The organism is Mycobacterium dioxanotrophicus (assembly GCF_002157835.1).
GTDB classification, from domain to species: domain Bacteria; phylum Actinomycetota; class Actinomycetes; order Mycobacteriales; family Mycobacteriaceae; genus Mycobacterium; species Mycobacterium dioxanotrophicus.
In genome coordinates this window covers 4,366,914-4,387,276 of sequence record NZ_CP020809.1, presented here as the reverse complement: position 1 = coordinate 4,387,276, position 20,363 = coordinate 4,366,914, and the positions used below count along the sequence as shown (strand labels likewise).

Annotated in this window: 18 protein-coding genes and 1 pseudogene; 12 read left to right on the top strand and 7 right to left on the bottom strand. The window is 67.8% G+C overall.

What is annotated here, in order from left to right; translation table 11 throughout:
* Positions 1–73: 73 nt before the first annotated feature.
* The 3 genes and pseudogenes from BTO20_RS21375 to BTO20_RS21365 all read left to right on the top strand — a co-directional run.
* Positions 74–2,071, top strand: coding sequence for an APC family permease (locus tag BTO20_RS21375; RefSeq protein ID WP_087082445.1), 1,998 nt, complete (start codon positions 74–76; stop codon positions 2,069–2,071).
* Positions 2,068–3,291: a class I SAM-dependent RNA methyltransferase gene (locus BTO20_RS21370; RefSeq protein ID WP_087078164.1), complete on the top strand. Its 1,224-nt coding sequence runs from the start codon at positions 2,068–2,070 to the stop codon at positions 3,289–3,291. The genes BTO20_RS21375 and BTO20_RS21370 overlap by 4 nt, the downstream gene beginning before the upstream one ends.
* Before the next feature lie 87 nt (positions 3,292–3,378).
* A pseudogene (locus BTO20_RS21365) lies at positions 3,379–3,690 on the top strand (ABC transporter permease); the annotation flags it as partial.
* A 2-nt stretch (positions 3,691–3,692) separates the two neighbouring features.
* Here the strand turns inward: BTO20_RS21365 and BTO20_RS21360 are convergent.
* The gene (locus BTO20_RS21360; protein ID WP_087078163.1) at positions 3,693–4,982 is read right to left on the bottom strand and encodes an ArsB/NhaD family transporter; all 1,290 of its coding nucleotides are present in this window, start codon (positions 4,980–4,982) and stop codon (positions 3,693–3,695) included.
* Positions 4,983–4,987: 5 nt separating this feature from the next.
* Positions 4,988–5,431: a CBS domain-containing protein gene (locus BTO20_RS21355; RefSeq protein WP_087082444.1), complete on the bottom strand. Its 444-nt coding sequence runs from the start codon at positions 5,429–5,431 to the stop codon at positions 4,988–4,990.
* A gap of 126 nt (positions 5,432–5,557) precedes the next feature.
* Between BTO20_RS21355 and nhaA the strand changes: the two genes are divergently transcribed.
* The 3 genes from nhaA to BTO20_RS21340 are packed head-to-tail and all read left to right on the top strand — an operon-like array spanning position 5,558 to position 9,735.
* On the top strand, positions 5,558–6,853 hold the full coding sequence (gene nhaA, locus BTO20_RS21350) for a Na+/H+ antiporter NhaA (RefSeq protein WP_087078162.1): 1,296 nt from the start codon (positions 5,558–5,560) through the stop codon (positions 6,851–6,853).
* A 27-nt stretch (positions 6,854–6,880) separates the two neighbouring features.
* A complete protein-coding gene (gene dxs / locus BTO20_RS21345) occupies positions 6,881–8,794 on the top strand; it encodes a 1-deoxy-D-xylulose-5-phosphate synthase (RefSeq protein ID WP_087078161.1) in 1,914 nt (637 codons plus the stop codon).
* Between the two features lie 29 nt (positions 8,795–8,823).
* The gene (locus BTO20_RS21340; protein WP_087078160.1) at positions 8,824–9,735 is read left to right on the top strand and encodes an alpha/beta fold hydrolase; all 912 of its coding nucleotides are present in this window, start codon (positions 8,824–8,826) and stop codon (positions 9,733–9,735) included.
* A gap of 4 nt (positions 9,736–9,739) precedes the next feature.
* On the opposite strand, the gene BTO20_RS21335 is transcribed toward BTO20_RS21340, so the two are convergent.
* Both BTO20_RS21335 and BTO20_RS21330 read right to left on the bottom strand, forming a co-directional pair.
* Positions 9,740–10,993: an HRDC domain-containing protein gene (locus BTO20_RS21335; RefSeq protein WP_087078159.1), complete on the bottom strand. Its 1,254-nt coding sequence runs from the start codon at positions 10,991–10,993 to the stop codon at positions 9,740–9,742.
* Position 10,994: 1 nt separating this feature from the next.
* Positions 10,995–11,531: a DUF3000 domain-containing protein gene (locus tag BTO20_RS21330; protein ID WP_232490812.1), complete on the bottom strand. Its 537-nt coding sequence runs from the start codon at positions 11,529–11,531 to the stop codon at positions 10,995–10,997.
* Positions 11,532–11,687: 156 nt separating this feature from the next.
* Here BTO20_RS21330 and hemE point away from each other — a divergent pair, with 156 nt between their 5' ends.
* The 5 genes from hemE (at position 11,688) to BTO20_RS21305 (ending at position 16,965) form a co-directional block, all read left to right on the top strand.
* Positions 11,688–12,749, top strand: coding sequence for a uroporphyrinogen decarboxylase (hemE, locus tag BTO20_RS21325; protein WP_087078157.1), 1,062 nt, complete (start codon positions 11,688–11,690; stop codon positions 12,747–12,749).
* Positions 12,746–14,122: a protoporphyrinogen oxidase gene (locus BTO20_RS21320; RefSeq protein ID WP_087078156.1), complete on the top strand. Its 1,377-nt coding sequence runs from the start codon at positions 12,746–12,748 to the stop codon at positions 14,120–14,122. Before hemE ends, BTO20_RS21320 begins: the two co-directional genes overlap by 4 nt.
* 4 nt (positions 14,123–14,126) lie before the next feature.
* Positions 14,127–14,822 (top strand): hydrogen peroxide-dependent heme synthase, encoded by a 696-nt coding sequence (hemQ, locus tag BTO20_RS21315; protein ID WP_087078155.1) that lies wholly within the window; start codon positions 14,127–14,129, stop codon positions 14,820–14,822.
* 55 nt (positions 14,823–14,877) lie between these two features.
* Positions 14,878–15,624 carry a class I SAM-dependent methyltransferase gene (locus BTO20_RS21310; RefSeq protein WP_198344010.1) on the top strand — a complete coding sequence of 249 codons (747 nt, stop codon included), beginning with the start codon at positions 14,878–14,880 and terminating at the stop codon, positions 15,622–15,624.
* Positions 15,625–15,777: 153 nt separating this feature from the next.
* Complete coding sequence (locus BTO20_RS21305; RefSeq protein WP_087078153.1) at positions 15,778–16,965, top strand: acyl-CoA dehydrogenase family protein; 1,188 nt, start codon at positions 15,778–15,780, stop codon at positions 16,963–16,965.
* Between the two features lie 6 nt (positions 16,966–16,971).
* Here BTO20_RS21305 and BTO20_RS21300 read toward each other — a convergent pair whose 3' ends face one another.
* Genes BTO20_RS21300 through msrB form a run of 3 tightly spaced genes read right to left on the bottom strand, consistent with a single transcriptional unit; the run spans position 16,972 to position 19,476 of the window.
* On the bottom strand, positions 16,972–17,937 hold the full coding sequence (locus BTO20_RS21300; protein WP_087078152.1) for an alpha/beta hydrolase: 966 nt from the start codon (positions 17,935–17,937) through the stop codon (positions 16,972–16,974).
* A 24-nt stretch (positions 17,938–17,961) separates the two neighbouring features.
* Positions 17,962–19,044: a VIT1/CCC1 transporter family protein gene (locus BTO20_RS21295; RefSeq protein ID WP_087078151.1), complete on the bottom strand. Its 1,083-nt coding sequence runs from the start codon at positions 19,042–19,044 to the stop codon at positions 17,962–17,964.
* Positions 19,045–19,059: 15 nt separating this feature from the next.
* A complete protein-coding gene (gene msrB / locus BTO20_RS21290) occupies positions 19,060–19,476 on the bottom strand; it encodes a peptide-methionine (R)-S-oxide reductase MsrB (RefSeq protein WP_087078150.1) in 417 nt (138 codons plus the stop codon).
* A 67-nt stretch (positions 19,477–19,543) separates the two neighbouring features.
* Here msrB and BTO20_RS21285 point away from each other — a divergent pair, with 67 nt between their 5' ends.
* A complete protein-coding gene (locus tag BTO20_RS21285; protein ID WP_157680301.1) occupies positions 19,544–20,299 on the top strand; it encodes a helix-turn-helix transcriptional regulator in 756 nt (251 codons plus the stop codon).
* The last annotated feature ends 64 nt before the right edge of the window (positions 20,300–20,363 follow it).

Here is a 20,363-nt window from a genome sequence, read left to right as displayed (position 1 = left end):
AAAGCAAGCTGTAACTCAACCCGTGCAGTGGGAACGCTACCGCTCTTCGGTCGTGGGCTTACCCTTGGCACTCGTGTCCAAGCTTTCGACCGCAGCGCGTCGGCTCGTTCTGGGGCGGCCGTTCCGCAGCGACAAGCTCTCCCACACCCTGTTGCCCAAGCGGATCGCGCTGCCGGTCTTCGCGTCCGACGCGTTGTCGTCAGTGGCGTACGCGCCCGAGGAAGTCTTCCTGGTGCTGTCGGTGGCCGGGCTCGGTGCGTATTCCCTGACGCCGTGGATCGGCCTTGCGGTGGGCGGCGTCATGCTGATCGTGATCGCCAGTTACCGCCAGAACGTGCATGCCTACCCATCCGGTGGCGGCGACTACGAAGTGGTCACCACCAACCTCGGGCCCACCGCGGGCCTGACGGTGGCCAGTGCGCTCATGGTCGACTACGTGCTGACGGTGGCCGTGTCCACGTCGTCGGCCATGTCGAACATCGGGTCGGCGGTGCCGTTCGTCGCCCAGCACAAGGTGCTCATCGCCGTCATCGCGATCCTGGTGCTCGCGTCGTTGAACCTGCGCGGCATCCGGGAGTCCGGTACTGCGTTCGCGGTTCCCACCTACGCGTTCATGATCGGCATGTACATCATGCTGGGCTGGGGCCTGTTCCAGATCTATGTGCTGGGCCACCCGCTGCGCGCAGAGTCGGCCGGATTCGAGATGCACTCCGAGCACGGCGACGTGCTCGGGTTCGCGCTGGTATTCCTGGTGGCGCGGGCGTTCTCGTCGGGTTCGGCGGCACTGACCGGTGTCGAGGCCATCAGCAACGGTGTGCCGGCGTTCCAGAAACCCAAGTCGCGCAACGCGGCCACCACTCTGCTGCTGCTCGGTGTCATCTCGGTGAGCCTGCTCATGGGCATCATCCTGCTGGCCAAGGCCACCGGGGTGAAGATCGCCGAGCGTCCGCAGGAGCAGCTGATCGGCGCACCCGCCGACTACCACCAGAAGACCCTCATCGCGCAGCTGGCCGACGCGGTCTTCCACAACTTTCCGATCGGTCTGTACCTGATCGCCGGTGTGACGGCACTGATCCTCGTGCTCGCGGCCAACACCGCGTTCAACGGTTTCCCGGTGCTGGGCTCGATCCTGGCTCAGGATTCGTTCCTGCCGCGGCAGCTGCACACCCGGGGTGACCGGTTGGCGTTCTCGAACGGCATCCTGTTCCTGGCGTTCGCGGCGATCGCGTTCGTGGTGGCGTTCCGGGCCGAGGTCACCGCGTTGATCCAGCTCTATATCGTCGGCGTGTTCGTGTCGTTCACGTTCAGCCAGATCGGCATGGTGCGGCACTGGACCCGGCTGTTGCGCACCGAAACCGACCGCACGGTGCGCCTGCAGATGATGCGTTCGCGCGTGATCAACGCGATCGGTCTCACCGCGACCGGCACCGTGCTGGTGATCGTCGTGCTGACCAAGTTCCTGGCCGGCGCATGGATCGCGATCCTGGCCATGGGCTCGCTGTTCGTCGTGATGAAACTGATCCACAAGCACTACGACACGGTGGCCCGCGAACTGCGGGCACAGGACGCGGCCGAGCCGGGCGACATTGTCCTGCCCAGCCGTAACCATGCGGTGGTGCTGGTGTCGAAGCTGCACCTGCCGACCAAACGCGCGCTGGCCTATGCCAGGGCCACCCGACCCGACGCGCTCGAGGCGATCACCGTCAGCGTCGACGACGCCGAGACCCGCGCGCTGGTACACCAGTGGGAGGACAGCGACATCAGCGTGCCGCTCAAGGTCATCGCGTCGCCATACCGCGAGATCACCCGTCCGGTGCTCGATTACGTCCGACGGGTCACCAACGAGTCACCCCGCACCGTCGTCACGGTGTTCATTCCCGAGTACGTCGTCGGGCACTGGTGGGAACAGGTGCTGCACAACCAGAGCGCGCTGCGGCTCAAGGGCCGGCTGCTGTTCATGCCCAACGTGATGGTGACTTCGGTTCCGTGGCAGCTCAGTTCGTCGGAGCGGCTGAAGAAGCTGCAGCCACAGTCGGCTCCTGGCGATGCACGCAGGGGATTCCTGGAGTGACCGAGCTGACCCTGACCACTGGTCCGGCGGCCAACGGCGGCAGCTGCGTGGCCCGCCACGACGGCCGGGTGATCTTCGTGCGGTATGCGCTGCCCGGAGAGACGGTGCGGGCGCGAATCACCGACGAGCGCGGATCCTATTGGCATGCAGAGGCTTTCGACATCATCGAAGCCTCACCCGACCGGGTCGACTCGCTGTGCGAGATTGCCGGCGTGGACGGCGCGGGCTGCTGCGACCTGGCCTTCGCCGAACCTGATGCGGCCCGGCGGCTCAAGGGTGCCGTGGTGGCCAACCAGTTGTCACGGCTCGGAGGATTCGACTGGCGTGATGAGTCGGATGCCATGGCCGAGCCTGTCGGAACTGTCGGTGCCACCGGCTGGCGGACCAGGGTGCGGCTGGATACCGCGGCCGACGGCACTGTCGGATTCCACCGCTACCACAGCACGGAGTTGGTGACCGAACTGAACTGTGCGCAGTTGCAGGACGGGCTGCTCGACGGTCTGGCCGGATCGCGGTGGCCCACAGGGTCGCAACTGCACGTGGCACTCGATTCCGATGGTGTCCGTCATGTGGTCGCCTCACGCGGCACTGCTGAGCATCCCAGGGCCGCCAAGGCCAAGGAGGGGCGCAAGCACACCACCCGGGTGATCGAAGGCGACTACGAAGCCACACAGCGTGTCGGAGACCGGGTGTGGCGGGTGCCGGTGACGGCGTTTTGGCAGGCCCATCGTGACGCATCGGCGCTCTACAGCGAGCTGGTGGCCGGCTGGGCGCAGCTGCAACCCGGTATGACGGCGTGGGATCTGTACGGCGGCGCAGGGGTTTTCGCGGCCGCCCTGGCCGAACAGGTGGGGGAGAGTGGGCACGTCGTCACCGTGGACACCTCGCGCGGTTCGTCGCGGTCGGCCCGGGCCGCGCTGGCCGACCTGCCCTGGGTGTCGGTGGTCACCGACTCGGTGCGGCGCACGCTGTCGGTGCAGCGAACCCGCGCCGACGTGGCAGTGCTCGACCCGCCGCGTACGGGTGCCGGCCGCGAGGTGATCGATCAGGTGGCGGCCGCCGAAGTGCCACGCGTCATCCATATCGGTTGTGAGGCAGCATCGTTCGCCCGCGACGTCGGTCTGTATCGGAATCATGGCTATGTGGTGGATGAGATCCGGGTGTTCGACTCGTTCCCGCTCACCCACCATGTCGAATGTGTGGCCGTCCTGACGCGCTGACCTTGCCGAGCAGTCACTGGGGTACCGGAATTGCGGCGTGTCGCGGACCTGCGTGTCTGTTCGCGGGAAAATCAGTCGGACCGATCGATCGGCCTGCTGGCGGGCATGTCGGCAGTCGTCACGTTGCTGCTGATCCTGGCCATGGCCGGGAACAAGATTCAGGGCCTGGCCGCCGTGCGGGGTCTCGGCATGCTGATCGCGGGCCTGCCCTGCCTGCCGTGGTTCATCGACTCCGACTGGGGATTGCTGTTCGGCGTGCTGCCGCCGTTCTGGGCAGCCAAGGCGTTCTGGGTGGCCAGCGCCCACGGCCTCTGGTGGCCCTATGTGCTCGCCGGAGTCGCCTACAACGGTGCACTCGCGTGGCCGCTGTTCCGGAGGTTCCTCGCCAAGAACTCGTGACGTCACCCGAATACGAAGTAGCGCAGCCACATGTACAGGCCCGACAGGCCAACCGAAATCACGGTCACTACGACGCCCTTGCGGGTGAATTCCCAGAATGAGATCGGAGTGCCTGCGCGGCTGGCGATTCCGAGCATCACGACGTTGGCGCTGGCGCCGATCGCCGTGAGGTTGCCGCCGAAATCCGCACCCAATGCCAACGCCCACCACAATGCGTCCGGATGCGCCATGTCGGGCATCGACGCGACGAGTTCGGAAACGATGGGTGCCATGGTGGCGACGTAGGGGATGTTGTCGATGACACCGGATACCGGCGCCGACACACCGAGAATGAGCATCACGGTGAGCAGTGCGTTACCGCCCGTGGCCTGCGTCGCGGCCCGCGCCAAGGCGTCGACGGTACCCGTCTTGACCAGCGCGCCGATCATCACGAACAGGCCGGCGAAGAACAACAGCGTCTCCCACTCCACGCCCGAGAGATAGTCAGACCGGTCCAGCCCGGAGATCACCACCAGGACGCCCGCGCCGATGAGCGCCACCACCGACGGCGCGACGTGAATCACGGAATGCAGGATGAACGCGGCGAACACCAACCCGAGGACAACACCACATTTGACCAGCAGGCGTGAATCGCGAATCGCCTCGGCTTCTTGCAATGCCATCACGTCGGCCACCCGGTCGGGGTCGACGTCGAACGATCCCGGGAACAGCCGGGGAAGCAGGGCGATGAACGCCGCGACGACGATGATCACGATCGGCGTCAGATGCACCAGGAAATCGTTGAAGCTCAAACCCCCGCGGCTACCGATGATGATGTTCGGCGGGTCACCGACGAGCGTCGCCGTGCCGCCGATGTTGGAGGCGAACACCTCGGCCATCAGGAACGGAACTGCCTTGATCGCCAACCGGTCGCAGACCAGCAGCGTGACCGGCGCGATCAGCAGCACCGTCGTCACGTTGTCCAGCAGTGCTGACGCCGCGGCGGTCACCAACACCAGCAGGATCATGATCCGTAGCGGAGAACCTTTGGCGCGCTTGGCAGCCCAGATCGCCACGTATTCGAACACGCCGGTCTGGCGCAGCACACTGACGATGACCATCATGCCGAACAGCAGAAAAATGACGTCCCAGTCGATACCGGTCTCGCGGGAGAAGAATGCGTCCTGGGATTCCACGACTCCGCAGGCGAGCACAATCGCCGCACCGCCGAGGGCAACCGTCGTCTTGTTGATCCGGTCGCTGGCGATCAGCGCGTAGGCGAGGACGAAAACGCCGATTGCCAGCAGCGCCATAGGGTTCAGCGCCTCAGAGCGGCTTCGAGCAGGCGGGACGCCGTGATGACCCCGTGCAGTTTTCCGTCTTTGAGTACCGCGACCAGTGGGCTGCGCAGCCGCGCCATCAGTGCGGCCACCTCGATGATGGTGTCGTCCGCGCGTGCCGACGGCACGTCGAGAAGATGTTTGGGCAGCACCTCGCGGACAGTCTTGCCGTGCAGCTTCTCCGCGATACGGTCCGCCATGGACTCGTCGAGGACCCCGGCCAGTGCCGGGTCGTCCTGCACGTACTGCGGGATGATGAACCGCACGACCTCCGAGGCGGGCAGCACCGCGTAGGGAAGCCCTTCGGGATCGGTGACCACGATTCCCGGCAGCCGGTGCTGGGCCAGCATGCGCGCGGCGTCCAAGGCGTCAGCGTCCGCGGGAACAACTGGAAATTCCTCAGCGATGTCCTCGGCGCGCACGCACAGCACCATACGACGCCAGTGCGCTGCGGTACGTCAAAAGGCAGGCTTGCTGCTAACTTTGAACGACGGTGTGCCGGGAAGCCTGGTCGGCGCTAGTTGATGCTGACCAATGGAGCCTGCCCTATGAACAGTGGACGTGAAGGAACCGGTCGCCGGCTGCTGACCCGTAGCGGGTCATGGGCCGAGGCCCGCCGGATCTCGGAGATCCTGCGCAAGGAGACCGTCGGCGGCATCCTGCTGCTCGTCGCCGCGGGAGCCGCGCTGGTCTGGGCCAACTCACCGTGGTCGCAGGGCTACCACCGGTTGTCGGCGGTGATGATCGGGCCGCAATCCCTGCACCTGAACCTGAGCGTGTCCGCGTGGGCGGCTGACGGCCTGCTGGCGATCTTCTTCTTCGTCGTCGGGGTGGAACTCAAACGCGAGTTCGTCGCAGGCGACCTACGTGACCCGGCCCGCGCCGCGCTGCCGATCGCCGCCGCTGTCGGCGGCATGGTCGTGCCCGCGGTGATCTTCGTCGCGATCAACCTGAGCACCGGGCATGGCGAGAACCTCGGCGGCTGGGCGGTTCCCATCGCCACCGACATCGCGTTCGCGTTGGCCGTGCTGGCCGTGCTGTCGAGTCACCTGCCCTCGGCGCTGCGGATCTTCTTGCTGACCCTGGCGGTGGTCGACGATCTGCTGGCCATCATCGTCATCGCGGTCTTCTACACCGACCACCTGGCACCGGGTCCGTTGCTGGCGGCGCTGATCCCCATCGGTCTGTTCGCGCTGGCAGTGCAGCGCGGTGTGCGGCGGTGGTGGATCCTGCTGCCGTTGGCGCTGGCGGCCTGGATGCTGGTGCACGCCAGCGGGGTGCACGCGACCGTGGCCGGGGTGCTGCTCGGATTCACCGTCCCGGTTTTGGGCCGCCACGCGGCCGCCGAACAGTTCGAACACACCATGCGGCCGGTGTCGGCGGGGTTCGCGGTACCGGTGTTCGCGTTCTTCGCCGCGGGCGTGACAGTCGGTGGATGGTCCGGTCTGGGCGAGGCGCTGTCACATCCGGTGACACTGGGCGTCATCGCGGGGTTGGTGCTCGGCAAACCCATCGGAGTGCTGGGCACCACCTATCTCCTGGCTCGGTTCACCCATGCCAGCCTCGACGAAGGCCTCGCGTGGCGGGACGTTCTCGGTGTGGCGTTGCTCGCAGGAATCGGCTTCACCGTGTCGCTGCTCATCGGTGAACTGGCGTTCGGCCACAGCAGCGTCGCCGACGACGACGTCAAGATCGCGGTGCTGTTGGGATCGGTTATCGCAGGTCTGCTGGCCGCCGGGGTGTTGGCGGCCCGTAACGCGGCATACCGTCGAATTGCCCGGATTGAGACCGCCGACACAGACCACGATGGTGTGCCCGACATCTACTCGCCGCGCGAGGGATAGCCCAGATTCCGTGCGTACACTAAACGAATGCTTGAACAGGTCCGCGGTCCCGCTGATCTGCAGCACCTGTCGCAGTCGCAGCTAAGTGACCTGGCGCAGGAGATCCGGCAATTCCTGATCCACAAGGTCGCTGCAACCGGTGGGCATCTCGGCCCCAACCTGGGTGTGGTCGAACTGACGCTGGCGCTGCACCGGGTGTTCGACTCGCCACACGACCCCATCATCTTCGACACCGGCCACCAGGCCTATGTACACAAGATGCTGACCGGGCGCAGCCAGGATTTCGACTCGCTGCGAATGAAAGGCGGCCTGTCCGGCTACCCCGCCCGCAGTGAGAGTGAGCACGACTGGGTCGAGTCCAGCCATGCCAGCTCGGCGCTGTCCTACGCGGACGGGCTGGCCAAGGCCTTCGAGCTCAACGGGCACCGCAACCGCCACGTCGTGGCCGTCGTCGGCGACGGCGCGCTCACCGGCGGTATGTGCTGGGAGGCGCTGAACAACATCGCCACCGCCGGGCGCCCTGTGGTCATCGTCGTCAACGACAACGGCCGCAGCTACGCGCCGACCATCGGTGGCTTCGCCGATCACCTGGCCGGGCTGCGGCTGCAGCCGGGTTACGAGCGGATCCTGGAGGAGGGCCGCAAGGCCGTCCGGGGCCTTCCGGTCGTCGGCGAGTTCTGCTACCAGTGCATGCACAGCATCAAGGCCGGGATCAAGGACGCGATCTCCCCGCAGGTGATGTTCACCGATCTGGGCCTGAAGTACGTCGGCCCCATCGACGGCCACGACGAGCACGCCGTGGAGAACGCCCTGCGGCATGCTCGCGGCTTCAACGCCCCGGTGATCGTGCACGTGGTCACCCGCAAGGGCATGGGCTATCCACCGGCCGAGAACGATGAGGCCGAGCAAATGCACTCGTGCGGCGTGATCGACCCCGAGACCGGGCTGGCCACCAAGGCCTCCGGGCTGGGCTGGACCTCGGTGTTCTCCGAGGAACTGATCAAGATCGCCGCCAAGCGCCGCGACATCGTGGCGATCACGGCGGCGATGCCGGGGCCGACGGGCCTGAGCGCGTTCCGTGAGCGCTACCCGGACCGCTTCTTCGATGTGGGTATCGCCGAACAGCACGCGATGACCTCGGCCGCCGGTATGGCGATGGGCGGCCTGCATCCGGTGGTGGCGATCTACTCGACCTTCCTCAACCGCGCGTTCGACCAACTGCTGATGGACGTCGCGCTGCACAAGCTGCCCGTGACCCTGGTGCTGGACCGCGCTGGTGTGACGGGACCCGACGGCCCCAGCCACAACGGCATGTGGGACCTGTCGATCCTCGGCATCGTGCCCGGCATCCGGGTGGCCGCCCCCCGCGACGAGCCGCGGCTGCGTGAGCAACTCGCCGAGGCGCTGGCCGTCAGCGACGGCCCCACCGCCATCAGATTTCCCAAAGGCGATGTCGGCGAAGGCATCCCGGCAATCGAGCGGCGCGATGGTGTCGATGTGCTTGCGGTCCCGGCCCCGGGCCTCACCGACGACGTACTGCTGGTGGCGGTGGGGTCGTTCGCGCTGATGGCGCTCGCGGTGGCCGAGCGGCTACGCAACCAGGGCATCGGCGTGACCGTGGTGGACCCCCGGTGGGTGCTGCCGGTTCCGGAGGCGCTGAGCGATCTGGCCCGCGCGCACAAGTTGGTGGTCACCGTCGAGGACAACGGGGTGCACGGCGGCATCGGGTCGTCTGTGTCGGCTGCGTTGCGGCACAACGAGATCGACGTGCCATGCCGCGATGTGGCGGTGCCGCAGGAATTCCTGCCACACGCGTCGCGCGGCGAGGTGCTCTCCGAGGTCGGACTGACCGATCAGCACGTCGCGCGGCAGATCACCGGGTGGGTGGCGGCCATCGGTGCGCTCGCGGGCGAACGCGAAGTGTCCGAGCAGGTCGACTGACGAGTTCGGTTTCCCGCTAGCCTCGCCTCATGGATGCCGAACTGGAGCGCTGGAAAGCCGGCGGGGAGTTTTTCGACTATCTCGGATTCGACATCTTCTACCGGGTCGGCGGGCGTCCGCTGGATGACGGGCCGAATCTGCTGCTGATTCACGGATATCCGTTCAACTCGTGGGATTGGTCGCTGATCTGGCCCACGCTGGCCGAGCGGTTCACCGTCATCGCCCCCGACATGATCGGCATGGGCTTCTCGGCCAAACCGTTCGCCTACGGCTACGCGGTGACCGATCACGCCGACATGCACGAGGCGCTGCTGGCGAAGCTCGGCGTCACCTCGGCGCACATCCTGGCACACGACCTGGGCGATTCGGTGGGCCAGGAACTGTTGGCCCGCCACGAGTTCGGGGGACAGGCCTACGGGTCGCTGCGCATCGAATCGATCACCTGGCTCAACGGCGGGTTGTTCAACGAGGCCTACACGCCTCGGCTGATGCAGAAGCTGATGTCGCGAACACCGTTGGGCGACATCATGAGTCCGTTGCAGGGCAGCCCGTTTTCGCGTCGGCTGGTGGAGCCCACCATCAACGAGATGTTCGGCGTCAACACCAAACCGTCACCGCAACTGATGGCGAAATTCCATCAAATTCTCGAGTACAACGACGGAAAGCGGGTGCTGCACAAGGTCGGTCGTTTCGTCAACGATCGCTACACGCACCGCAACCGGTGGGTGCGGGCCATGCGTGAAACCGCCGTGTCGATGCGGCTCATCGACGGGCCCTCGGACCCCAACTCCGGACGGCACATGGCCAAACGCTATCTGGAGGTGATCCCGGATCCGGACGTGGTGATGCTGCCCGACGACATCGCGCACTGGCCGCAGATCGAGGCTCCCGACGCCGTGCTCACCCATTTCCTGGCGCACATCGACTCGGTGAGCAGCTGACGCCTCAGGTTTCGGTGGACAGCGCCGCAGTCAGGATCGGCACCGTCAGCTCGCGTTGCCAGGGCCGAACCTGGGCCTCGACCAGGAACTCCTCGACCGCAGTCGCGACGTCGGACACCGGCTGCCAATCCCAGCACAACCGGCGCACCACCTCGGGGGTGATGAGGTTCTCGGCGGGTACCGACACCCGTGCGGACAGGTCCGTCAGGCCCGCCCGGGCGGCCTCCAGCCGGGCCGCGGCCTCGGGTTTGCGCCTGCTCCAACGGGCCGCCGGTGGCGGGCCGTTCTGGGCTTCGGTCGCCGACGGTGGATCGGGATTCTGCCGGGCACGCTCCAGGGCGTCGAGCCAGACCTGCGCGGTCCGCCGTTGCTTGGATCCGCCGAAGATGGGCAGCGCGGTCAACTCGTCGACGGTCTTCGGATCGGCCGTGGCGGCGTTGACGATCGCCGAGTCGGGCAGGATGCGGCCCGGCGCGATGTCGCGGCTGCGAGCGATGTTGTCGCGGGTGGTCCACAGTTCGCGCACGGCGGCCAGCGCGCGAGGATTGCGGACCTTGTGGATGCCTGAGGTGCGCCGCCACCGGTCGCGTCGGGTGGGCTGCGCGACGTAGGTCCGCAGAAATTCGAATTCCTGTGTGGCCCAGTCGGTTTTGCCCTGCTCTTCGAGAACCTCGGCGATCGCGTCGCGCAGCTCCAACAGCACCTCGACATCGAGTGCGGCGTAGTTGAGCCAGTCGCCGGGCAGTGGCCGCTTGGACCAGTCCGCGGCGCCGTGGCCCTTCATCAACTGCAGGCCGAGAAGCCGCTGCACCATGGCGGCCAGATTGACCCGTTCGAACCCGGCGAGCCGGCCGGCCAGTTCGGTGTCATAGAGCCGGGCCGGGCGCAACCCGATCTCGGCCAGGCACGGCAGATCCTGGTCGGCGGCATGCAACACCCACTCGTCGGATTCCAGCGTGTGCGCCACAGGGGCCAGCGCGTCGATCGGCGAACCTCCGTGGTTCACCGGATCGATCAGCACAGTGCCCGCCCCGGCGCGCCGGATCTGCACCAGGTAAGCCCGGTTGGAGTAGCGGAACCCCGAGGCCCGTTCGGCGTCGATGGCGAAGCGGCCCGTGCCGTGGGCGAGAAGCGTTGCCGCCGAGGCTATCTCCTGGGCGCTCACGCACACTTCGGGTACGCCGCCTGCGGGCGCGAGCAGCGGAGTGGCCTCCGGCTCGGCCGGCGCCTCGGGATGGTCTGATTCCCCGTCTGTCATCTCACGCGCGCGTGCGGGAACTCAGGTCCGTGACACCGGCAGGGGGCAACCCCGCCGCGTGCTCGAGGACTTCACAGAATGCCTCCACGTGCGGCCCCAGCTCCACGTTGGTGGCCGTCCACGAGGCCCGCAGCTCCAGCTGATGGGCCCGCGGGGGACCGGAGATGTCGCCGTAGCGCACGGAGGTGGTGGCGGTAACGGTGCCGCCGAGCGCCGTGACGTGTTCGGCGCGCGTGTCCAAGGCGTCGACCAGCCAACTCCACGCCACTTCGGGCAGCAGCGGGTCGACCGCTTCACTGGAGTCCAGGTCGGCCTGGATGTAGGCCACCAGCCGCATGGTGCCGTCCCAGGCCTCGGCGCCCTCGGGGTCGTGCAACAGGATCAGCCGACCGAAGGCGTCGCCTTCGGATCGCTCCGGGACGATCGCGGTCTCGGGATGCTTGACCTCGGCGCCCAGCGCATAGCTGTAGGGCGCCAGCCGCTGTGGCGGGCGGATCGGGCCCAGCTCAATTTCCGGGCGTACGGTGGTGGCATTCATCGCCGCTACCGCCGTCCGAAACTGTGCCGGTTCGGCAGACGTCACATCATTGGACGCTAGCCCATCAGGCCAGGACAGTGGGCAGGCGCGCCGTATTGATGCCCGCGTGGCGGTGCGGGGCATCCGGTGGCCGGCGCCGTGGCACCATAGGACCCGATGAATACCCGCCGTGAGCTGCCCGAGTCGCCCTACCTGGCCGCCGCCAGTGGCCGCGCCCCGCACCGAGTGCCCGTGTGGTTCATGCGGCAGGCCGGCCGGTCTCTGCCTGAGTATCGGGCGTTGCGGGCCCAGCACCGCATGCTGGAAGCCTGCTTCGATCCCGAACTGGTCTGCGAAATCACCCTGCAGCCCGTCCGGCGGCACGGGGTCGACGCCGCCATCCTGTTCTCCGACATCGTGGTGCCGCTCAAGGCGTCGGGCGTCGGTCTGGACATCGTGCCCGACGTCGGGCCCGTCATCGAGCATCCGATCCGCACGATCACCGATGTGCAGGCGCTGAAACCGCTTGAACCGCAGCAGGTCTCGCCGGTCACCGAAGCGGTGTCGCTCCTGGTGTCCGCGCTGGGCGAGGTGCCCCTGATCGGGTTCGCGGGCGCCCCGTTCACACTGGCCTCCTACCTTGTGGAGGGCGGGCCCAGCCGCCATCACGATCGCACCAAGGCCATGATGCTCGGCGAGCCGGAGACCTGGCACGCCCTGATGACGGCGCTGACCGATCTCACCATCGCCTTCCTGCAGGCCCAGGTGGACGCCGGAGTGGACGCCCTGCAGGTGTTCGATTCCTGGGCCGGGACGCTGTCGCTGGCCGATTACCGCAGCTACGTGCTGCCGCACAGTGCCCGGGTGTTCGCCACCATGACGGCAGCCGGGGTACCGATGACCCACTTCGGGGTGGGTACCGCCGAACTGCTCGGCGCCATGTCCGAGGCGGTGGAACCGGCTACGGCTTCGGTGGTGGGCGTGGACTGGCGCACCTCGCTCGTCGACGCGGCCGCCCGGGTCAAGCCGGGCACCGCGCTGCAGGGCAACCTCGACCCGGTGGTGCTGCTGGCCGGCTGGCCCGTGGCCGAGGCCGCGGTGCGCCGGGTGGTCGAGGACGGCCGTCAGGCGGTCGCCGCGGGCGCCGCCGGACATGTCTTCAATCTGGGGCACGGGGTGTTGCCTGCGACCGATCCCGGAATCATCACCGAGGCAGTGGAGCTGGTCCACACATTGTGAGGCCCGCGTATTGCATTGTCGGCGGCGGCATTTCGGGCCTGGTCGCGGCATACCGGCTGCGCATGGCCGTGGGCGCCGACGCGGACATCACGCTGCTGGACCCGGCTGACCGGCTCGGCGGAGTCCTGCGCACCGAGCGCGTCGGCGGACAGCCGCTGGATGTCGGCGCGGAGGCCTTCGTGGTGCGCAGGCCCGAGATGCCGGCATTGTTGGCCGAGCTGGGTCTGAATCGGCGCCAGATCGCCACCACCGGGGTACGTCCGCTGATCTACAGCGGCGGGCGTCTGCGCCCGATGCCGCCGGGCACGCTGCAGGGCATTCCCGCCGAGGCGTCGTCGCTGCTCGGACTGGTCGACGATGCGACGGTGGCCCGCATCCTCGACGAGCGGACGCGGCCGCTGCACTGGCGCCGCGGTGCCGATCCCACCGTGGCCGAGCTCGTCGGGGACCGCTTCGGAGCTCAGGTGGTGACCCGCTCGGTCGACCCGCTGCTGGCCGGTGTCTACGCCGGGTCGGCGGCCACCATCGGATTGCGCTCGGCCGTGCCGCCGCTGGCCGCCGCGCTCGACCGGGGCGCCCGCAGCCTGACCGATGCCGTGCGTGCGGCGCTGCCTCCGCCGGCCGGCGACTCCGTGTTCGGCGCGCTGGACGGCGGTTACCGCGTGCTGCTGGACGAGCTGCACCACCGGTCGGCCGCCCGGTGGGTCCAGGTGGGCGCCGAACGGGTCGACCGAACCCCACAGGGCTGGGAGGTGCTCGACGACGAGGGCACCCGGTGGCGCGCCGACGCGGTGGTGCTGGCCGTCCCGGCGCCGCGACTGCCCAAGCTGATCGAACACATTGCGCCCCGAACCGCGGCGGCCGCCCGCCGCATCCGCGTCGCCTCGGCCGCGGTCGTGGCCCTCGCGTTGCCCGGCGGGACGCCGTTGCCGCAGCAATCCGGCGTGCTGGTGGCCGGGACCGACCCTCACGACGAGCGCAGAAGCCTCCTCAACGCAAAGGCAGTCACGCTGTCGTCCCGCAAATGGGGACGGCGCGGCAATGTCGAATTGGTGCGGTTGTCGTTCGGCCGGTACGGCGACACCCTGGCCCGAGACACCGGTGACGAGGACCTGCTGACGTGGGCGGCGCGCGACCTGAACACCCTGTTCGGGGTGAGCGTCGATCCCGTCGACAGTCATGTGCAGCGATGGATCGACGCCATGCCGCAGTACGGCCCGGGACATGCCGATCTGGTGGCCGAACTGCGCGCCGGTTTGCCGCCGACACTGGCCGTGGCGGGCGGCTATCTCGACGGCATCGGCGTGCCGGCCTGTGTGGCCTCTGCCACCCGTGCTGCCGACATACTGCTGAAACCCGGCGTGGCACGATAGTCCTATGGCCAAGCTCGATTTCGACGTACTGAACTCCACCCTGCGCTACCTGATGTTCTCCGTGTTCTCGGTGAATCCCGGTGAACTGGGGGAGGATCGCGCCGACATCATCGATGAGGCCGCGACCTTCTTCAAGGCCCAGGAGGACTGCGGTGTCGTGGTCCGCGGGCTCTACGACGTCGCCGGGCTGCGCGCCGACGCCGACTTCATGATCTGGACCCACGCCGAGAAGATCGAGTCGCTGCAAGCCACCTACTCCGACTTCCGCCGCACCACGGCGCTGGGCCGGGCCAGTGACCCGGTGTGGAGCAGCGCCGCGCTGCACCGGCCTGCCGAGTTCAACAAGAGCCACGTGCCGGCGTTCATCGCGGGCGAGGACCCCGGCGCCTACATCTGCGTGTACCCGTTCGTGCGGTCCTACGAGTGGTACCTGCTGCCCGACGAAGAGCGGCGCCGGATGCTCTCCGAACACGGCATGGCCGCCCGCGGATACAAGGACGTGCGCGCCAACACCGTTCCGGCCTTCGCCCTGGGCGACTACGAGTGGATCCTCGCGTTCGAGGCGCCCGAGCTGGACCGCATCGTCGATCTGATGCGGGACCTGCGCGCCACCGACGCAAGGCGGCACACGCGCGAGGAGACACCGTTCTTCACCGGGCCGCGGGTCGCCGTCGAAGAACTCGTCGCCAAGCTCCCGTAACCCCGTCGCGCCCGGTTGACGTGGGCGTTTCGGCAGCAGGCCTACCCTCGCGGATATGACTGCTCCAGAAGACACCACGCGTCGTTTCGAAGAGATGTACCGCGACGAGCGGACATCGCACGGTCTGCCTGCCGCCACCCCGTGGGACATCGGCGGTCCGCAACCGGTCGTCCAGCAGCTCGTCGCGGTCGGCGCCGTCAAGGGTGAAGTGCTCGACCCGGGCACCGGCCCCGGCCACCACGCCATCCACTACGCGTCAAAGGGCTTGTCGGCCACAGGCATCGACGCATCGCCCGCGGCAATCGAACGCGCCAGGGAGAACGCGGCGAAAGCCGGGGTGACGGTGGACTTCCAGGTGGCCGACGCCACCAAACTCGAAGGCCTGGAAGGGCGCTTCGACACCGTCGTCGACTCCGCGTTCTTCCACGTGTTCACCGGCGAGCAGGAACTGCAGAAGTCCTACGTGCGCGCGCTGCACCGAGCCACCAAACCCGGGGCGCGGCTGTTCATGTTCGAATTCGGGGACCACAACGTCAACGGCTTCCGGATGCCGCGCTATCTCACCGCCGACGATTTCCGCGCGGTGCTGCCCGACGCCGGCTGGGACATCACCTACCTGGGCCCCACCACGTACCAGGGCAACGTCAGCGTCGCGACCTTCGAGATGATGGCCGCCCGCAATCCCGAGATGGCCCAGGGCATGGAACCGCTGATGGAGCGGTTGCGGGTGATCGAGCCGTGGCTGATCGACGGCCGCGTGCACATGCCGTTCTGGGAGGTGCACGCCACCCGGATGGGCTGAGCGCAGGGGGCGAGCAGCCGTGTGCGCCGCCACACCGCGGCCGCGTCGACGTTGTCACCGGTGACAACGACATGCGGCAGGTGACTCGGGACGATTGATCTGTCGGGCGACCCCGTCGCCTCGTCCAGACCCAGCCACCCGAGGAAGACAGCCATGACCAGACCCGCCACCCCGATCGACACTGCCGACTTCTACGAGCTCGAGGGGTTGTTGAGCCCGGACGAACGCGAATTCCTGCACCGGGTGCGCGAATTCATGACATCGGAAGTCGCGCCCGTGGTCAACCAGCATTGGCAGCGGGGCACGTTCCCGTTCGAGGTGGTTCCCGGGTTTCGGCAGCTGGGCCTGGCCGGCCTGCCCTATCGCGGATTCGGTTGCCGCGGTGGGTCATACCTGCTCGACGGCATGGTCGCGATGGAGCTGGCCCGCACCGACCCGTCGATCGCGACGTTCTCCGGTGTGCACGGCGGGCTGGCGATGGGCTCGATCTACCTGTGCGGCAGCGAGGAACAGAAGAAGCGCTACCTGCCGGAGATGGCCCGGCTGGAGAAGATCGGGTCGTTCGGTCTGACCGAACCCGACGTCGGATCCGGCGCGTCTCGTGGTCTGACCACGACCGCGCGCCGCGACGGTGACACGTGGATCCTCAACGGGCAGAAGAAGTGGATCGGCAACGCCACCTTCGGCGACCTCACCATCATCTGGGCCAGGGACGTCGCCGACGACCAGGTCAAGGGGTTCATTGTCGCCAACGACACCCCCGGGTTCTCCACCGCCAAACTGGAGGACAAGATCGCGCTGCGGATCGTGCAGAACGCTCTCATCACACTCGACAACGTGCGGGTCGACGAGGCTGACCGCCTGCAGAACGCCAACTCTTTCCGTGACACCGCCGAAGTGTTGCGGATGACCCGGGCCGGGGTGGCGTGGATGTCCGTCGGGTGCGCGCGCGGTGCTTACGACAACGCGCTGAAGTACGCGGTCGAACGCGAGCAGTTTGGCAGGCCCATCGGCGGATTTCAGTTGGTGCAGGACCTGTTGGTGCGCATGCTGGGCAACATCACGTCGTCCTGGGCGCTGTGCGCGCGGCTGTCCCAATTGCAGGACGAGGGCCGCGCCGAGGACCGGCACTCCTCGCTGGCCAAGGCGTGGAGCACGGTGCGGATGCGCGAAACCGTGGGCTATGCGCGGGAATTGTTGGGCGGCAACGGGATTCTGCTGGAGCACAATGTGGGCCGCTTCGTCGCCGACGCCGCGGCGATCTACTCGTATGAAGGCACCCGCGAGATGAACACCCTGATCGTCGGCCGGGCCATCACGGGGCTGAGTGCCTTCGTCTGATGTTGCTCACCGGATGTTCGCGGTGACGAATTCTGCGATGGCATCCTGCATCTGGGTCAGACCGGGCTCTTCGAGCGGATAGTGGCCTGCGTTGGTCAGCATCACCGTCTGCACCGGCACCCGGGTGATGCGGGAGAGCACCGGTTGGCTCAGTTCCACAGGGGTCCAACGGTCTTCGGCAGGCTGGGTCAGCAGGACCGGGCAGGCGTCGAACTCGGCCGGTTCGACCGCGGGGGTGTAGTTCAGGTAGCTGTCCAGGAAGCGGATGGGCACCCAGTTGCCGCCAGAGGTGCGGTCTCTGGTCATGATCTTGAGCGCCGCCGGGTCGTTCACCAGGGCCGACATCTTGGAAGCCAGGGTCATCGGGATGCGGATGCGGGCGGCGGGGGTACGGGCCGCGAGGTGCATTGCGGGCGTTCCGATTCGGGCGGTGAGTTTGTCGTGTGCGGTGTCGGTGCGGACGGTCGGGTCGCGCTGGTCGAGGAACGTCATGCCGACGATGCCGCGCAGCGTCCCTTTCGGCGCCCTGGCGGCGACGTGGTAGGTCAGCATGCCGCCGGCGCTCAGGCCGTACAGCACGATCGGCCGGTCGTCACGGGTCTGCTCGTAGGCCAGGAAGTCCACCACGAGATCCACCCAGTCGTCGTAGGAGACGAGGGCGCCGGGGCGTACCTGCGTGAGGCCATAACCGAGATTGTCGAGCGCGACGGTCTCGAAACCCCGCGCCGCCAGCGGGGCACCGACGATCAGGCTCATCTGCCGTCCGTTGGTGCCGACACCGTGATGCAGCACGATCTTGGCCGGGGCATCGGGGTTGGCGTAGCGGTCCAGGTGCACGCGGTGGCCGTGCCACTGCCAGAACTCCTCGGCGGGCGCGCTCTGGTCGGTCAGTCGGAGCCGTTCGGGCAGGAACTTCTGCAGCTCACGCCAGGCCTGCTGGTCGCGGTAGTACCCGGTCGCCGGCGTGGTCATCGGTCAGCTCCTCGTCGTATGTCACTAACCGGCCGCTGTGCCGAACAACAGGCCCAGCAGATAGGTGACGGTGGCGGCCCCGTAGCCGATCAGCAACTGACGCATGGCGCGGCGCAGCGGCGGTCCGCCCGAGAGCAGGCCGACCACCATGCCCGTGCTCAGCAGGGCCACTCCCACCAGGACCGCCGACACCACCACCGCGGTGATGCCGCTGAGGCCGAACAGGTAGGGCAGCACCGGGATCAGGGCACCGGACGCGAAGAACATGAAGCTGGACACCGCGGCCCGCAGTCCTGTTCCCACGGCTTCGTGCTTCTCGGTGGACACCTCACCCAGCGGTGAGTCACCCAGGACGCCGGACCGCAGGCTCGCGAAGACCTCGGCAGCCCGGTCGGCTGCCTGCTGTTCGCTCATCCCGCGCGCACGGTACACCAGCGCCAACTCGTTGGCGTCGACGTCGAGGGCCTTCACTGCGGTACCGGCCGTGGCGCTGGGCGTCGACGCCTCCAGCAGTTCGAGCTGAGAGTTGACCGAAACGTATTCACCGGCGCCCATCGACAACGCTCCGGCGATCAATCCGGCCAGGCCCGTCGCGAGGATCGTCTGGTTGGACACCCCGGTGGCGCTGATGCCCAGCACCAGCGCGAGATTGCTGACCAGCCCGTCGTTGGCCCCGAACACCGCGGCGCGGAAACTGCCCGACAGCTGGTCGCGGCCCCGGCTGGCGAGAGCGCGGACGACCTCCATGTGGATGCGCTCGTCGGCGGCCATCGTCGGCGTGGCGTCGACGTCGGTCTCGTATGCCGAACGGGCCTCGGCGCGTTGAGCCAGCGCCAGCGTGAACACCGATCCCAGGTGGCGAGCCAGGAAGCCGAGCACCCGGGTGCGGAGGTCAGGCCGGTGCGGTCTGCCGACCTGGTCGCCGAGCAGCGTCAGCCAGTGGTTTTCATGCCTGCCCTCGGCCAGGGCCAGCTGCAGCAGGATGTCGCGTTCGGCGCCGTCGCGGCGCTGCGCCAGGTCGCGGTAGACGGCCGCTTCGGCGCGTTCATTGGCCAGGTGTTGACGCCATCGACGCAGTTGCGATGCGGTGGGCTGCGAAACCACCATGCCCGCGGGTGTCCCTCAGCTCTCGGCCGGGACCAGGTGCAGGGATATGGAGTTGATGCAGTACCGCTGGTCGGTGGGGGTGGGGTAGCCCTCACCCTCGAACACGTGCCCGAGGTGGCTGTGGCAGTTGGCGCACAGCACCTCGACGCGGCGCATGCCGAGGGAATTGTCCGAGCGCAGGATCACCGCGTCCGAATTGGCCGGATCGAAGAAAGACGGCCAGCCGCAATGGGATTCGAACTTCTCTGTGCTGCGGAACAGCTCGGCCCCGCAGGCCCGGCACTCGTACACGCCTTCGGTCTTGGTGTCGGTGTATTCCCCGGTGAAGGGGCGTTCGGTGCCGGCCCGGCGGAGTACCCCGAATTCTTCCGGTGTGAGCTTCTCGCGCCACTGGTCGTCGGTCAGTTCCACCTTGGGACCCGGGTTCGTCATATCCCCAAATTACGTGGTGTGCGCCGAGGCGCGCCAGGTGTGGCAGACTCCGGGCTACCCTGCGGTCATGCGGGGCACGTGGATCACCCGGCCGGGTCAGCTGGTGGTCGTCGGCGTGTTCGGCGACATCGAGGTCCACCACCATCCGGCCGTTCAGCTCGCCGTCGGTCTCGACGGGCCCCTCGCAGTAAGTTCGGGCGACGGTACGACACAGCGCTGCCGGATCGCCGTGATGGCAGGCGGTGCGAAGCACGCGTTGCACACCGCGGGCGCGAACTCCGTCCTGTCGATCTACGTCGGTCCCGAAACCGCCACGGCGGCAACGATGAACGCGGCGAGCCGGGGGAGTGGCGCGGCGCCCGGCGTGTGGGCGGTGGACGGTGCCGATGCAGCCGCGGCCGGTGCGGCAGCGGCGGTGAGCACAGGTGATCTGGCAGGCGCGGCCGATCTGGTCGTCGGGCATCTCCTCGAACGCGCCGCAGGGCAGAGAGCCGTCGAGTTGCACCCGCAGGTACCGGAGGCGATCGCCGTTGTCTCGGCCCGGCTGCCCGGCAGCGCCGACCTCGGCTCGGTTGCCGAGCAGGTTGCGTTGTCGCCCGACTACCTGGGGCGACTGTTCCGGCAACAGACCGGCGCGTCGTTCGCCGCGACCGCCAGGTGGACCCGGCTGCTGGTCGCGCTCGACGAGTTGTCCCACGGTGCGTCGATCACCGACGCGGCGCATGCGGCCGGATTCAGCGACGGGGCGCACGCCGCGCGGGTGTGCCGCGAACTCACCGGGATCGCGCCCCGCGACGTGGCCCGGGCGCTGCGCCCGCGCTGATGTGACGGATCTGTGCAAGCCGCGGCGACGCCACCGGCTGCATGATCGAGGAACTCACTACGAG

Bases quoted from the DNA above. Each gene is read 5' to 3' on its own strand.
- msrB (WP_087078150.1), bottom strand. From the start codon at position 19,476: ATGACGAACCCGGGTCCCAAGGTGGAACTGACCGACGACCAGTGGCGC.
- BTO20_RS21305 (WP_087078153.1), top strand. From the start codon at position 15,778: ATGACCAGACCCGCCACCCCGATCGACACTGCCGACTTCTACGAGCTC.
- BTO20_RS21335 (WP_087078159.1), bottom strand. From the start codon at position 10,993: ATGACAGACGGGGAATCAGACCATCCCGAGGCGCCGGCCGAGCCGGAG.
- nhaA (WP_087078162.1), top strand. From the start codon at position 5,558: ATGAACAGTGGACGTGAAGGAACCGGTCGCCGGCTGCTGACCCGTAGC.
- BTO20_RS21340 (WP_087078160.1), top strand. From the start codon at position 8,824: ATGGATGCCGAACTGGAGCGCTGGAAAGCCGGCGGGGAGTTTTTCGAC.
- hemE (WP_087078157.1), top strand. From the start codon at position 11,688: ATGAATACCCGCCGTGAGCTGCCCGAGTCGCCCTACCTGGCCGCCGCC.
- BTO20_RS21330 (WP_232490812.1), bottom strand. From the start codon at position 11,531: ATGAATGCCACCACCGTACGCCCGGAAATTGAGCTGGGCCCGATCCGC.
- BTO20_RS21300 (WP_087078152.1), bottom strand. From the start codon at position 17,937: ATGACCACGCCGGCGACCGGGTACTACCGCGACCAGCAGGCCTGGCGT.
- BTO20_RS21285 (WP_157680301.1), top strand. From the start codon at position 19,544: ATGCGGGGCACGTGGATCACCCGGCCGGGTCAGCTGGTGGTCGTCGGC.
- BTO20_RS21295 (WP_087078151.1), bottom strand. From the start codon at position 19,044: ATGGTGGTTTCGCAGCCCACCGCATCGCAACTGCGTCGATGGCGTCAA.
- hemQ (WP_087078155.1), top strand. From the start codon at position 14,127: ATGGCCAAGCTCGATTTCGACGTACTGAACTCCACCCTGCGCTACCTG.
- BTO20_RS21360 (WP_087078163.1), bottom strand. From the start codon at position 4,982: ATGGCGCTGCTGGCAATCGGCGTTTTCGTCCTCGCCTACGCGCTGATC.
- BTO20_RS21310 (WP_198344010.1), top strand. From the start codon at position 14,878: ATGACTGCTCCAGAAGACACCACGCGTCGTTTCGAAGAGATGTACCGC.
- dxs (WP_087078161.1), top strand. From the start codon at position 6,881: ATGCTTGAACAGGTCCGCGGTCCCGCTGATCTGCAGCACCTGTCGCAG.